Below are 15040 nucleotides of genomic sequence, written 5' to 3' on the forward strand. Positions count from 1 at the left end.
AAACTTTAATCAGTGGGGTTTTGTTCATCCCCCACTAATTATTAGCCCTCACCAATCGGGCTTTTACGGGATAAATACTTCCATATAACTGTTGTTACTGAGCGCTTTTAATAAGCGCTCTTTTATTTATATAAAAAACCGATTCTACTAAGAATCGATTTTTCTGCTTTATAATAAAACATGTTTATTTTTAAATTTTTTTGATGCAAGATGACATTTGTTGCAGAATCAAATATATCCCTTCCTTGTTATACAGGCTTATTTCCATTAGAAATATCTACTTCAATATTTCTAGTTGACCAAGTCCTTCTATAAGTTGTTAAAATGCAAATTTCACTTTACTACCTCAAATTTATTGTACTCGTAAAAAGATAATTGAAAACGATATTCCGGATGTTCTCTCACCCAATCGTAGGCTTCTTCTAAAATTTCCATTTTGTTTTGCAAGTCATTAAGTTCACTACATTCGTCCCTTTTCTGTTTGCACAGAGGGCAGAATCCATTCACTATTTCCGCACTCGTCGCCCTAATAGTTTTACTTTCTAAATCAACTACTAGACGAAGAATAACAGAATGCTCTTCTTTTGTAGTCACCTTCATTTCAGCAATCCGATCCTCATTCCAAAAGACACCGTTTAATTCCATCTTTACTGTGACATCTTTAATATCCAAGTCTACCACTATCATACCTCCCTTGTACAAAACTCAATCTTACTCTTCTATTTTAAACTTTAATACACCACAACTTAAAGAGATATTAAGTTTTTTCCAATTCTTCTTTACTATGAAAGAAAGTGTAGTTAATGCTAATTGTGTGGTAAATATTATCCCAAAAACTAAAACAGTTAAAATGTTAAAGATTGTTTCCATTAAACTACACTCTTTTCTTTATATATATTTTTATTTTATTAATACAGTTTAAAACTCTTATTACGTCTTAACACTTCCAAAGCAATTATAATGTACAATCACAACAACAAGTTGATGCCTATTTAATATCAATACGCTGTTATTACATGTATGTAGTTAGAGATGGAGGAGCAATTCATTTAACCTCTGTATTCTCCTCCATCTCAGCCAAATACCTAATCTGTCGTTCCGCTTTTCTCACTGCTGTACGAAAATGTTTTTTCAGGAGTTCTACTGTATTTTCACTTATATAATATCTTTCCGTTATACTTTCCCACGTGTCACCACTTTCAAATGTACTCCATTCAAAAGGGCGTTCTGTATTTTTCTTTAGTTCTTTAAACACCCATTTTCGCATCTTTTTTTTCGCTTTTTCTGTTAGTTTTCCGTTTTTTACAAGTTCAAGTTCACCATGTCTTTTGTATCGCTTATTAATATCTCTCTCGCTATACACTTTAAGAAGTATATTTGCTGTATTTTCAGCATCTGCTAAAGCACGGTGCTGTTTTCCTTCCCACGTTAAAGCGAGCTGTTCTACCGCAAATTGTAAACTTGGCGTATGTTCAAACAATTCCTCATATGCTTGGAAAACAAATTTTTGCAAATCAATTCTATTTTCTTTTTCTATACTTGGGCATTCAACACCATATAATGTACAATCATGAGATAGAAAGCGATAATCTTCTTTTCCCCATGAAACAAATATAGAACCTTCGCCGATGAACTGAATAAATTTCTCTATAATTTGAGGGAATTTTTCTACACCCATTAAATCTTTTTTCGTAATACCGGTTAATTTTGTTGTATGACGAGTTAATCGTGCACTTGGTTTTACTAACTCCGAAAATTCTTCAATTATCTTCATTGTACCTATTTCTATTTTTACAGCTCCGATATCAACTATTTCTGATGGATCTTCTGATTTATACGGTCTGAAATTCCTTTCAATATCAAACACAATGAAATGTGTAGCGTTTTTCAATTTATTTACCTCTTTCTAAATTCCTTTTCACACAAACACTTTATTTTCAGTATTTATTTATTCATGTACTTTATACAAAAATACTCCGAATAAATAAATGAAAATTCAGTCTTGTTATGATATGTAAGTAGGAGGACATCTATAAAAGTGCAAAAAAAAAGAAGGGCGAGCCCTTCTTTTTTCAAAAATTACTTCTTGTTTACGTTAGTAGCTTGAGGTCCACGGTTACCTTGTTCTACTTCGAAAGTAACTTCTTGACCTTCTTCTAAAGTTTTGAAGCCTTCGCCTTGGATAGCTGAGAAATGAACGAATACGTCTTCTCCGCCTTCAACTTCGATGAAACCGAAACCTTTTTCTGAGTTAAACCATTTTACTTTACCGTTTTGCATGAAAAAAATCCTCCTACAATGTACCTATATGTACATATTCATTTTCAACCACCTTACAATAATAAGCCAGATATTAAAAAACTGCAACCCCTGAGGAGATTTAACATTGCTATCCTCCTCGGAAGTTACAGCTCATTTAAATCTCTATATTATTAAAAGTAAAATGGTTTAAACATACTATATCATATCAATATAATAAAAGTAAAGTTTTTTCTTAAATTATTTTTTGTTCCCACTGCATTGCTTTTAATTCACCTGATCCGGCTACTACATAACCCTCTTTTTGATTAACAATGCGCCATCCGTGCCCTTTAACTGAATCACATACTGTAACAATACCTTCTTCAAGAAGCACACGGCACACACTACTAATACCCGCCTTATTTTGCGTTGAAGTTGTATATAAAACATGTTGATCTACACTTAAGTCTAAATAACTACTTGCTTTCTGCTCACTTTGACATGTGTGCCAATATATTTTTTCACTTGCAATACTTTCATCTATTTTACAATAAGAAATATTCCCGCTAACTCCCTTGCACGATCCACTTGCCGCTACTAAATAAGAATTGTGTAAAGTCAACGCGGAGATCATTTGATTCATCGCAATTTTAATCCTCTTTAATTTACGTGTCTTCAAATCAAAGAGCCAAACACCACCATATTGAGCATGTATTTTCGTACCAATAAATAAGTAATGTTTATATAAAAATAACGATCGAATAGACGGTGCCGCACTGCCATACTCAAGAAACGGATGAATAGTTTCCCATGTCGAACCGAAATTATTAGAAAGATACAGCGTTTTTTCTCCATGAGCAACAACATTTCCTTGTACATTGCTACATACATTCCAACTCGTTGCTTTTGTTGGAAAACGCTGAATTGTCCAGTTCTCTCCACCATTCATACTACGAATAAAAATCCCTTCGTCACCTACACCATAAACTACATTATCTTCGCTATGTAAATCCCTAATTCGTTTTTGAAAACCATTTAAAATTCGTTTCCATTCTCCGTCTTGTTCAACAAATAAGCCATTATATGTAGTAGCTAACAACAGTTTTCCATCTCTTAACTTTGTAATAGCAGTTACACTTAACATTGTCTCCACGTTGACACTCCCATTCTTAGAACTTCTCAGCAAATGCAATTGCAAAATTACTGCATTTTTCAACATCCTCTTCATCTTCTGGAGCTAATTCAATTTTTAGCCCTTCTTGTACAAGCTCTGCACCGCGCTCTACAAGACGTTCTTCAAATATCGTTACCGCTTCACAAAACAGTTCATACGCTGTATCACCCGATCCGAACACCGCTACCTTTTTCCCAGCTAAATCTATATTTTCTAAGTCATCATGAAAATCTTCCGCTTCAAATGGTAATTCACCATCGCCCCACGTATAAGATCCTAAAATGATTCCATCATAAGCTAATAATTCTTCAGCATCCATGCCTTCCATTTCTTGCAATACTACTTCATGATCAAAAGCATCTAAACTAACTTTAATTAAATCAGCAATACTCTCTGTATTTCCTGACATACTTGCATAAGCTATTAAAATTTTTGCCACTTTGGCATCCCCTCTAACAATAAATGATTATCATTATCATTATATTAATAATGAGAATCAATTTCAAATGATTTTTTTCTACTTTTATTTACATTTCACATCTGACTATTTATATTTCATTTTAAATATCTACATTCATATTCAACTATTGCCAAATCTATCTTCAAACATTATTGTATTATCATCATTTCACATTACTTATTTCAAATAAAAAATGTTTTTGTATCATGCTCAATCTCTAATCAATTGTTCACTTTACAGAAAGAGGAGTCCTTATGATGAGAAAGTATTTTATTAGATTTTTAAAAGCAACCTCCCTTTTAACAATATTCTTACTAATAGGAGCTGCTATTATTTTATTCGGTACTTCATACGGTCATAATTTACGTGTTATCGCAGCCGAGAGTATTTTAACTTCTCAGCATCCACAATATGCAAAATTCACGTTATTGTCTGATGAAGAATTAAATGATATTTCTCAATCCATCACAAATCCAAAATGGAAAAATAGTGAATTTTTAACTTCTAAACTTTCAAAAAAAGAGTTAGAAAGACGAAAAGATTTACCACTAGATGTTTCTATTGAAACAATAAAGAAAAAATATAATGATCATTTTTTCGAAGGGAAATTAATGACAATTAGTAATCCATTCAACGTAAAACTTGTTACCCAGCAAGGTTCAGAAGGTAAAGACGTCGGAGAAAAAATATACGTAATGGCAAAGCGAAACCATGCAGTTGCCGCTGTCAATGCCAGTGGTTTTTGGGATGAAACCGGGCATGGTGGTGGTAAAACCGGAATCGGTATTGTTATTGAAAACGGTAAAGTTATAAACACGCCGAAAGATATTAATACCCCTACCCTCACTAGTGGTATTACAAAATATGGACAAATGGTTTCTGGAGAGTTTTCTGCTAACCAATTGTTAAATAAAAATGTTGTTTCCGCTGCTGGATTTATGCCTCAGCTAATTGTAAATGGAGAAAAAATGATTACAAATGATGGTGGTTGGGGATATGGCCCTCGAAGCATTATGGCTCAGAAAAAAGATGGATCGATTATGTTTTTCGTCATTGATGGTAGACAACCTCATAGCATTGGTGCTTCCTTGAGAGATTGTCAAGATATTCTTTATGAAAAAGGTGCTGTCAATGCGATGGCAATGGACGGTGGATCATCAGCAACATTATATGCAATGGGAGATATTTTAAATATCCCTTCCACCTTATCTCATAAATCACGCTATTTACCAAACGCATGGGTAGTTACAGCGAACCCTAAGCAACAAGTTCATGTAACAATAGACGGTAATTCTGCGAGCTCTCAAAAAATTTCTGAATTAACAAGGACGACTGCTATAGCTTTCAATAAATAAAAAAGCACAGATGACTATACAATCATCTGTGCTCTTTTATTACTTTTTAAAAATACCAAACGGCTTTCCAACTGGTAAAACAACTTTTCCGAAGTGTGTGTTTAACACTGCTGCTGCTGAACCATAGAAAGATAATAATGAAATAAGAAGTTCAGAATATGCTGCTAAATTATGCATTGCATGCGGCATAACACCTAAAGTACTTAATGAAAGACCGATAAATAAGAAATCAATAAGGACGAAAATCATAAATAATACTTTATGTGTTTCCATTGCACCAATTGTCATAAAGATTGTGAAAATCAAATATCCGATAAAGGCTACACCAAGCTGTTTTGAATCTGCAGCTTGTGCTAATTTTTCGCCAAATACTCCAAGTTGAATTAACCAAGTCATTCCAACACCTAGCCAAAATAGACCGTACGCACCGAATGCTGTTGTACCGAATGTATTATTATGCTTTGCATCATGAATGCAAGCAAAGATTTGTGCAAATCCTCCTAAAAAGATTGCCCACGGTAATACAAGTGAAACGCCATCTGTTAAGCCTAACTTTTGAGATGATGCTACAAGTGTTACCATCGCTAATCCAAATAGACCAATTCCAGATGGATCTGCTGTTGTCATTTTCACATGATGTGTAGTAGTTTGATTGCTCATATAAACCTCCTGATTATAAACATACTCGAATACAATACTTAAATCAGAAGCCTATGTCAATGGTTTTTTTTGTATGTTGTCAGACGTTATATTTTATAATGATTAAATATATTTCCGACCACTTCATAAGGTTTTATATTCACTTTTTCCAACTCATTTATCGGTAGCCATAACGGAATATAACTTCCTCTACCTTCCCACTGAAATTCCTCAGCTGTTCCACTTCCGAACACTCCGCCTGTAATATAGGCAGCATAATAATATTTATTTCCTTTATATTTTACCTTTGCAATAAGGTGCTCCACTTTTATATGTACCCCTAATTCTTCGTATACCTCTCTTTTCGTTGCCTCTTCAGGCGTTTCACCTTCCTCAATCCCTCCGCCAGGAAACACATAATATGTTTCCTCTTCTCGAATACGTTTTATAAGAGCGATTTTTCCTTCCTGTACAATGATAGCCGCTCCGCGATTTCTTATCATTTTATTACCTCAATACGAATCGCAACTGTTCCCCACTCTTTTTCTTGTTCTTTCGTATATATTTTGTATGTACTTTCTAACATTTCCTCTAAACTATCATTTTCACAATCCAATAATTTTTTATCGATTTGTTCATACATGGCTTTAAAGCTCTCGTATCGCTTTATTTCCGTTACTTTTACCGTCATCATTTCTTTTGTCGTAAGATTCGTAAATACGATTTCATCGCCTTTGTTTATTAGTTGACGTTTTTCATCGTATAGGCGTACTTCATATACTTTTTTTCCTGATTGAATTGACTGAAACGGTTTATTATATAGACCCATTTCGTATCGCATACATCCCACTTCCTTTTGTTCATTTCACCTATTAATACAGTTCACATTACTACATCTTGCATATAATATTCCATACGTATCACTTAATTGAGAAAGGAGGCTGAAGAAGCATGTTATATTTAAATCAAAAACCTGAATATAATAAATATGATATTGGTGATTATACTTATAGTAAAGTAGGGCCAACCATTTTTTCTTGGAACGATGAAACAAAATTAAAAATAGGTAAGTTTTGTTCATTAGCAGAAGAAGTCGTTTTCATACTTGGCGGTGAACATCGCGCAGACTGGATAACAACTTATCCATTTAATGCACTTTTTGATGAAGGAGCACATATTACTGGTCACCCTTCTTCAAAAGGTGATATCGTAGTCGGCAATGATGTATGGATTGGTTATCAATCCTGCATTTTATCTGGTGTTACAATTGGTAACGGGGCCATTATCGGCGCCAGGAGCATTGTTACAAAAGATGTACCCCCGTATGCAATTGTAGCTGGTAATCCTGCAAAATTTGTTCGATATCGTTTCCCGCAAGAAACGATTGACAAACTAGAGAATCTCGCATGGTGGGACTGGGACATTTCTGTTATAAAAGGAGCCATTCCATTACTACTCTCCGACAAAATCGACGAATTTTTCACCTCACCCGAAAAAGAATCTACATGATAAATACAGAAAGAGCATCCTTTTTTCCGGATGCTCTTTCTGTATTTATTTTTTATTTATTTTTTATTTATTTTTTATTTATTTTTTATTTATTGGCAAATGATTACACGGAGAACATTGAAAAGGAATTTTCCCTAAGCAATTAAGATTCGTTTCACAAATTTGTTCTATCGTTGGAACAAATGGAATGACAACTATGTTACTTTCTACCATTTGTGTAACAGGTGGCAATACTGTGCCTACTTGATGTTCGAAACGAATACTCGCTTGATTTATATAATTTCCTGAACCATTTGGCGCGCTCTGCACTACTACTTGGAACGAAACTGTCCGTGCTTCACCTGGATTTAAATTTCCTATAATAAAACCTGATACTGGGTTTACATTTGGCACTGGCGTATTATCAATCGTTACAGTTCCAAGGACAAATTGAACACTACTATCTAACATATCTTGAAAACGAATATTTTGTATTGCTGTATCCCCCGTATTTGTAATAACTGTCGTAAACGTAATAACATCGCCAATTGTTGCTGCCTGTAAATTTGCCGTTTTTACGACTGTCGTTGAGACATTTTGAGAAATAAACGGGATAACAACTGTATTGCTATCACCTTCAACTACTACTGGCGGCTCATTCGGATTTACAGTTGCGAGCCCATTTGCTATAGCAGTATTTGTAACTAAATTATTTATTTGTCCTCCTGTTATTACAACTTGGAAATTAATAATTGCTGCGTCATTTGGCTGAAAATCACCTAACGGAATACCGGTATTCGGATTAGCAAATGGAAGAGGTACATCATTTACCGTTACCGTGCCATTTATAAATAAAGTATTTGGATCAATGATATCTGTTAAAACAATATTCGTCACAGGAACTGTACTGTCATTTATAACGGCAATTCCATAAGTGACAACATCTCCTACCATCGCTACTTCAAAGTTTGCTCCTTTTGCAACAAATAAGATTGCAGTATTTACCGTCACTATAACTGTATTGCTCGTATCCATCACTGTAACTGGAGGCTCCCCTGGTACTAAAATATATTCTGCTAACGCCCCAGCAACGTTCACTACTGTGCCACCATCTGGAAAGCTCGTAATCGTAGCTTCATATGTTACAATCGCCGTCTCACCAACTGGAATGTCTACAATCGTAAATCCAACCTGCGGATTTACTCCCGGACGAGCTACTCCATTTACAGTTACACTATTTGGTACAAAAACAGCTTCCGGAGATAGGACATCGTTAAATTGAATATTCATCGCATCAGCAGTACCAGTATTTAATATTCGAACCGTATACTTTACTGTTTCTCCTACTCCAACAATTGAATGATCTACTTCTTTTTGCATATCTAAACTGCCTCTATTTACTGGTGTGACTGTCGTATTACTTGAATTCGTAATTGTAAACGGAGGTTCTCCTGGAATTAATTCAAAATCACCCGTTACTCTTGCTGTATTCATAATGCTACTAGAAGGCGGAACTGCGATTACATTTACTTCAAATGTAATTAATACGCTATCCCCTACTGCAAGATTAGGCAATGCAAAGCCTACAAATGGATCTAAACCTACTTGCGGAATCCCATTTATTTGTACACTTCCAGGAACGAATTCTAAACTAGGTGATGGAACATCGCTAAACTGAACGTTCGTCGCTGTTACCGTTCCCGTATTTGTAACTTGCACACTATACGTTAACGTATCTCCTAATCGTGTCGCTTCTTTATTTACAGATTTTATAACGCTGAATCGTCCTCTATTCACTCTAGTTATCGTCGTATTACTCGGCTCTGTTACTACAACCGGTGGCTCTCCTGGCACTAAAGTAAAGCTTCCTGTTATATTTGCAACGTTCGTAATTGTTCCTGATGACGGGATGTTTGTAACTGTCGCTTGAAACGTCACTATAACTGTTTCACCAACTGGGATATCTCCAACTCCAAATCCAGTAATCGGATTTAAGTTTGGTTGCGGGGCTCCATTTATCGTTACACTATTTGGTACAAATGACGCACCTGTTGAAATCGTATCAATAAACTGAACATTGTTAGCTGTTACTGTTCCTGTATTCGTTATTTGCACTGTATACGTCAATACATCTCCAACTAGAGTAGCGGCTCTATTTACTTGTTTAATAACATTAAAGCGTCCTCTATTTACAGTTGTGAGTGTTGTATTACTTGGCTGATTTACTATAACTGGTGGTTCTCCTGGTACTAAAATAAAGCTTCCGGTAACATTTGCCGTATTGGCAATTGTTCCGTTTGACGGAACGCTAACAACTGTTACTTGGAATGTGACTTCTACACTTTCACCTGGAGTTATATCCGGAAGTGAGAAGCCAGTGTTAGGATCTAATCCAGGCTGTAACACACCGTTTATCGTTACACTATTCGGTACGAATGTTATAGAGGATGGTAATACATCACTATATTGAACATTCGTCGCTATCACTGTTCCCGTATTTTGAACTACTGTTGTATATGTGATTGTATCGCCTACTGCAACAACCGGCTGACTTACTGATTTTAAAACATTCAAACCAGATTCATTTATTTCTGTTAATGTCGTGTTACTTGTCGTCGTTTCAGTAATAGGCGGCTCTGTTTCACTTACAGCAAACGTAGCCGTAACGTCCACAAAGTTAACAACTGTTCCACCTTGAGGTATGCTCGTTACCATCTCTTGGTATGTGACAAGTACAAAATCACCTACAGGTATATCTGGAACTGCAAAGCCTATGAACGGATCTAATCCTGGTTCTGGCACTCCGTTTATACTCACACTTCCTGGAACAAATGCTACACCACTCGTACTAGAATCAAGAAATTGGACATTCGTTGCCGGTACCGTTCCAAAGTTAAAAATTAGTACATCATAGGTTAATATTTCCCCAACCGTCGCTGCCTCTTTATCTACTATTTTTACTGGAAAAATTGAAGCTATATTAATTGTCGTAACGACTAAATTCGTTAATATCGTTTGCGTAATCGGTGGCTCCTGCGGATTCGGTTGTGAAGTAAATGTAACGTCAGCATCATTTAATATGACTTCATTATCAGGAATTTCCGTAATGGTCACTTGGAACGTTACAGAAATACTCGCACCAGCATTTAATAACGGACTAACTGTAAAGCCTATTTCTGGATTTAATCCAGGTTGCTGTATTCCACCTATCGTTACACTGTTGTCAACAAACGTCGTCCCTTCTGGAATGACATCTTGGAAGAGTACATCTGTAACAGGGATAATTCCTACATTCGTTATTAGCACTGTATACGTTAATACATCCCCAACAGCCCCAGTTGCAATATTTACTGTTTTTATTGCTGTCACTTCACCAGGAGGAGGTAACGGTATTGTAACTACCGTTGTATTACTTGAGTTCGTTGTTGTTACAGGTGGTTGTAAAGGATTCAATAAGAAAGTAGCTGTAGCAGACGCTGTGTTTAGAACTGCCCCAAGCGTTGATGGTGCAACAACTATCACTTGGAATGTTACTGTCAATGATGTGCCAGCTGCAATATTAGGAAGCGGGAAACCAATATTTGGATCAAATCCAGGTTGAGGCGTTCCATTTATCGTTACACTATTTGCTACAAATGTTGTTTCTGGAGCAATCGTGTCAATAAAAGAAATATTTGTAGCTGCAACTGTACCTGTATTTCGTATAACAACAGAATATGTGTAAGTCTCTCCAAGTGCTGCTTGTTGTACAGATGAAGATTTTTGTATAGTTAGTCTCGCTGTATTTACTTGTGTTACTACAAAATTACTATTTGTAGTAGTCGTTATAGGAGGTCCTGCCGGATTTATAAGGAAACTTGCAGTAACATTCGATTGATTTCTTATATTTCCACCACTCGGAACGCTTGTCACTGTCACTTGGAACGTAATTGTAGCAGTTTGCCCAACTGGAATATTTGTAACAGGAAAACCCACTATAGGATTCGCACCTTGCTGAACGACTCCATTAATCGTTACACTATTCGCTACAAATGTAGCTCCAGATGGGATTGGATCTTGAAAAATAATATTCGTTGCGGGGACAGTTCCTGTATTTTGAATAAGAATCGTATACGTTAACGTATCTCCTACACCTGCTTGTGGTGTATTTACACTTTTTATTACATTAATTGATCCTACATTCACTCGCGTCACAACAATATTACTAATCGTTACAATTGTAATTGGTGGCTGGAGAGGACTTACTTGGAAATCAGCAGTTACATTCGCATTATTCGGAAGAACTCTATTTGGTGGTACACTCGTGATTGCCACTTGGAAAGTAACTGTTACTATACCTCCTACTGGAATATTAGCAAGTGGAAATCCAGTTGTCGGGTTTAAACCTGGTTGAGGTGTCCCGTTTATTGTTACACTATTCGCTACAAAAGTGGTTCCAACTGGAATCGGATCAAGGAATGATACATTTGTCGCTACTACCGTTCCACTATTTTGTATAGCAACTGTATATGTTAGTGTATCTCCTACACCTGCTTCAGTAGCGCTTACACTCTTCATTACATTTAGTCCTGAGGAATTCACAACTGTCATAACAGTATTACTTGGAACCGTCACAGTAATTGGTGGCTCTGTTGGATTTACAAGAAAATCTCCAGTTACATTCGCGTTATTTACAACATTATTCCCTGGCGGAATTTCATCAATTAATACTTCAAATGAAATAATTACACTCGCGCCAGTAGGTAAATCATTTAATGGGAATCCTAGTCCTGGATCTGCCCCCTCTTGTAAAACACCATTAACCAATACACTATTTTCAATAAATAATGTCCCTGGCGGAATTGAATCTTGGAAAAATACACTTGTAGCTGGTACACTACCTGCATTTATAACTTCGATTGTATATACTAAAACATCTCCTACCGTTGCCACATTCGTATTCACTGCTTTCACAACTTCAAAGTTCCCTGATTGTACTGTCGTATTCACAACATTACTCGGTACATTGATTGTTACTGGTGGTTCATTCGGATTCACTTGAAAGCTTGCTGTTACATTTGCTTGATTTAAAATATCTTCATTTTCTGGATTCTGTACAATTACTACGTCAAATGTGACTACAACCGTTTGAGCCGCAGGAATATTTGGAAGAGAGAATCCTGTATTCGGATTTAGTCCACTTTGCTGTACTCCATTAATTGTTACAGAATTTGCAACGAAGGAAACAGCGGAAGAAATAGTGTCTTGAAATAACACATTTGTTAGCGGAACGTTTCCTGTATTTTGAACGGCAATCGTATATGTTAAAGTATCTCCTACTGCTGCTTGTGTTGTATTCACTTCTTTTATTACATTTAAACTGCCTGTATTAACTTGTGTCACAACTGTATTCGTTTGTCTATTAATCGTTATTGGCGGCTGATTCGGAATAACGACGAAATTAGCAGACACATTTCCGCGATTCGGAATCGTACCTCCTGATGGCGTAGAAGTTACTCGTACTTGAAATGTAACTGTCCTAGTCCCACCTGGAGATATGTTAGCAACTGTAAAGCCAGTTGCCGGATTTGCCCCAGGTTGCGAAATTCCATCTACAGTTACACTATTTGTGATAAAAGTCGTTCCAGTTGGGATTGGATCTTGAAAAATAACATTCGTCGCAAGTACATTTCCTGTATTTTGAATTGTTACCGTGTACGTAAGAACGTCGTTAACCGTTGCAAAAGCTTTATCCACTGTTTTTCTCGTTGTTATATCAGCTATATTAATTGTCGTAACTACAGTATTGCTTGTCGCTTGCCCTGAAACTGGTGGTTGACCAGGTACTGGAGTAAAGTTAAATGTTACACTCGCACGGTTTGGAATTGGATTGACAAGAGGGTTTGATGTCACTCGAACTTGAAAGCGCACTACAGTCGTTTGCGATGCATTAATACTTCCAAGATTAATACTACTTGCTGGATTCGCTCCTGGACGTGCTACCCCGTTTACCGTAACGCTATTTGCGACAAATGTTGTTCCAGCAGGGATACTATCAACAAAAATAACATTGTTTGCAGTGATGTTTCCATTATTCGTTACATTAACCGTGTACGTTAATACATCATTAAGTGTTGCCGTCTGTAGATCTACAGACTTTTGCATACTTATAGTTGCTTGATTCACTGTCGTTTGTACTGTATTTGAAGAAGACGTACTTGCAATAGGAAGGCTACCAACGAAAGGACGAAATTGGTAAGACACCATTGCACGATTTGAAATAGGATTTGGATTTGGAAACGATGTAATTCTTACTTGGAATGTAACGATTCTTTGAGCATTATTTGGTATCGTTCCTAAATTAATTCCACTAGCTGGATTCGCACTTGGTTGTGTTACTCCACCAACCGTTACACTACCAGCTATAAATGCTGTGCCGTTCGGAATACTATCTTGTAATATAACGTTGTCCGCACTTCCTGTTCCTGTATTCGGAACTGTAATCGTATAAGTGAGAATATCTCCTATACCTGCAACTGCTTTATCAACAGATTTGACAGGATTTATAATCGGTCCCGTCGCATCAATTTGAACACCAAAACCAGCCGCTGCATAACCATCACCATTTGTAACGAACCGAACGGTTGCTGACGTTTGATTATTTACTAATGATGATGAAGCATCTACGTTTGTAATATCCCATCCTTGTCTTCGAACAGCCAAAGCTATCCCTAATGGCTGATTCAAATCTCCAAACGTTCCGGTTGTATCTAATTCCCCAAAGTCATTACAAATTTGAGATTGAAAGAAATTATTTGCCGGATTTCTCGGTCCGAATAATGCAACTGTAGCATTTGGGTTTGGTCCAAAGCGAAGTTGATCTCCAGAAATGTTGGAATCTCCCTCTTGAACAGTTACGAGTACTCTTCCTGTAACAGCTCCTGTAGCTGGAGTAGCAAATCCTGAAATAGTAGCATCAACAGGCGGGGATGAAGCATCAATAATTTCTTGGCCTGCATAAACTGACAAATTCCGAAGAGGTAAACTTGCATTTTGATATACAACCTCAAGCGTCCAGCCAGCTGAACGACTGATTGTTGGATCAGCTGAAGTTCTTGCAGCGGGCACAGCACCTGTTGTATATGTGCCTGCCCCACCTGCACTAACAAGATTCGTTACATTAGCAGAGCGAGCATAATAAAACTGATTTCCTACTGAACCTTGCTGCGCGGTAGCGGGATCTGGCGTAACAGCAAACGTCCCTGATGGTGTTGTAAATGTAATATCATCATTTAAAAATGGTAAAACATCTTCCGTATCAGTCCGAAAAGTACCAGCCCAAACTAACTCTGCATATAGCACACTACTCCCCGCCGGAAGATTTAAAATTGCACTTGAAGAATTCAATTGCCATTCATCCGTCGTTCCTGCTGGGAACCCTGGTACTTGCAGCGCTGTATTTACCGTAGTAAATACAGCAAGTGTACCAAAAATATTACCTGGCGCAGGTGATGTAGGGCTAAGCCCTAACGTGTTCCCAGTGAACGTGACGGCACCAGGTACTGTTGTTGTAAAACGGTTTATAAAAGGCACACAATCATCTCATTTCATTTATAGTAAAAAGTGCTCTATACTATAAAATGTAGACAAACTATGCAATGTACGTTGTCCAACAAAATTCCGCACATACGAGAGGAGTTTATA

11 protein-coding genes are annotated in these 15040 nt (G+C 36.7%); 2 read left to right on the forward strand and 9 right to left on the reverse strand.

What is annotated here, in order from left to right:
- Positions 1-333: 333 nt before the first annotated feature.
- From N2V80_RS17430 to N2V80_RS17450, 5 genes are all read right to left on the reverse strand, one after another.
- Positions 334-681, reverse strand: a complete 348-nt coding sequence (locus N2V80_RS17430) for a hypothetical protein (protein WP_000227983.1) — start codon at positions 679-681, stop codon at positions 334-336.
- A gap of 364 nt (positions 682-1045) precedes the next feature.
- A complete protein-coding gene (locus N2V80_RS17435; protein ID WP_000786417.1) occupies positions 1046-1891 on the reverse strand; it encodes an exonuclease in 846 nt (281 codons plus the stop codon).
- 188 nt (positions 1892-2079) lie between these two features.
- Positions 2080-2280 (reverse strand): cold shock-like protein CspB, encoded by a 201-nt coding sequence (cspB, locus tag N2V80_RS17440; RefSeq protein WP_001179150.1) that lies wholly within the window; start codon positions 2278-2280, stop codon positions 2080-2082.
- A 214-nt stretch (positions 2281-2494) separates the two neighbouring features.
- Positions 2495-3394 (reverse strand): WD40/YVTN/BNR-like repeat-containing protein, encoded by a 900-nt coding sequence (locus tag N2V80_RS17445; RefSeq protein ID WP_061655521.1) that lies wholly within the window; start codon positions 3392-3394, stop codon positions 2495-2497.
- Positions 3395-3410: 16 nt separating this feature from the next.
- Complete coding sequence (locus N2V80_RS17450) at positions 3411-3854, reverse strand: flavodoxin (RefSeq protein WP_001062752.1); 444 nt, start codon at positions 3852-3854, stop codon at positions 3411-3413.
- Between the two features lie 278 nt (positions 3855-4132).
- On the opposite strand from N2V80_RS17450, the gene N2V80_RS17455 reads away from it, so the two are divergent.
- Entirely contained in the window at positions 4133-5230 is a 1098-nt protein-coding gene (locus tag N2V80_RS17455; protein WP_001233794.1) for a phosphodiester glycosidase family protein, read from the forward strand.
- Between the two features lie 39 nt (positions 5231-5269).
- On the opposite strand, the gene N2V80_RS17460 is transcribed toward N2V80_RS17455, so the two are convergent.
- The 3 genes from N2V80_RS17460 to N2V80_RS17470 form a co-directional block, all read right to left on the reverse strand.
- On the reverse strand, positions 5270-5890 hold the full coding sequence (locus N2V80_RS17460; RefSeq protein WP_000070938.1) for an acetate uptake transporter: 621 nt from the start codon (positions 5888-5890) through the stop codon (positions 5270-5272).
- An 86-nt stretch (positions 5891-5976) separates the two neighbouring features.
- Positions 5977-6372: an NUDIX hydrolase gene (locus tag N2V80_RS17465; RefSeq protein ID WP_061655778.1), complete on the reverse strand. Its 396-nt coding sequence runs from the start codon at positions 6370-6372 to the stop codon at positions 5977-5979.
- Entirely contained in the window at positions 6369-6710 is a 342-nt protein-coding gene (locus N2V80_RS17470) for an ASCH domain-containing protein (protein ID WP_001268348.1), read from the reverse strand. Before N2V80_RS17470 ends, N2V80_RS17465 begins: the two co-directional genes overlap by 4 nt.
- Before the next feature lie 110 nt (positions 6711-6820).
- On the opposite strand from N2V80_RS17470, the gene N2V80_RS17475 reads away from it, so the two are divergent.
- Positions 6821-7378, forward strand: coding sequence for a CatB-related O-acetyltransferase (locus N2V80_RS17475; RefSeq protein ID WP_000966305.1), 558 nt, complete (start codon positions 6821-6823; stop codon positions 7376-7378).
- Positions 7379-7456: 78 nt separating this feature from the next.
- Here the strand turns inward: N2V80_RS17475 and N2V80_RS17480 are convergent, their stop codons facing one another.
- A complete protein-coding gene (locus tag N2V80_RS17480; protein ID WP_061655779.1) occupies positions 7457-14929 on the reverse strand; it encodes a DUF7507 domain-containing protein in 7473 nt (2490 codons plus the stop codon).
- Positions 14930-15040: the final 111 nt, after the last annotated feature.

The sequence above is a fragment of the Bacillus sp. FSL W8-0640 genome, assembly GCF_038007725.1.
GTDB lineage: Bacteria > Bacillota > Bacilli > Bacillales > Bacillaceae_G > Bacillus_A > Bacillus_A cereus.

Coding starts and splice junctions, on each gene's coding strand:
- cspB (WP_001179150.1), bottom strand. CDS start 2,280: ATGCAAAACGGTAAAGTAAAATGGTTTAACTCAGAAAAAGGTTTCGGT.
- N2V80_RS17455 (WP_001233794.1), top strand. CDS start 4,133: ATGAGAAAGTATTTTATTAGATTTTTAAAAGCAACCTCCCTTTTAACA.
- N2V80_RS17460 (WP_000070938.1), bottom strand. CDS start 5,890: ATGAGCAATCAAACTACTACACATCATGTGAAAATGACAACAGCAGAT.
- N2V80_RS17465 (WP_061655778.1), bottom strand. CDS start 6,372: ATGATAAGAAATCGCGGAGCGGCTATCATTGTACAGGAAGGAAAAATC.
- N2V80_RS17470 (WP_001268348.1), bottom strand. CDS start 6,710: ATGCGATACGAAATGGGTCTATATAATAAACCGTTTCAGTCAATTCAA.
- N2V80_RS17475 (WP_000966305.1), top strand. CDS start 6,821: ATGTTATATTTAAATCAAAAACCTGAATATAATAAATATGATATTGGT.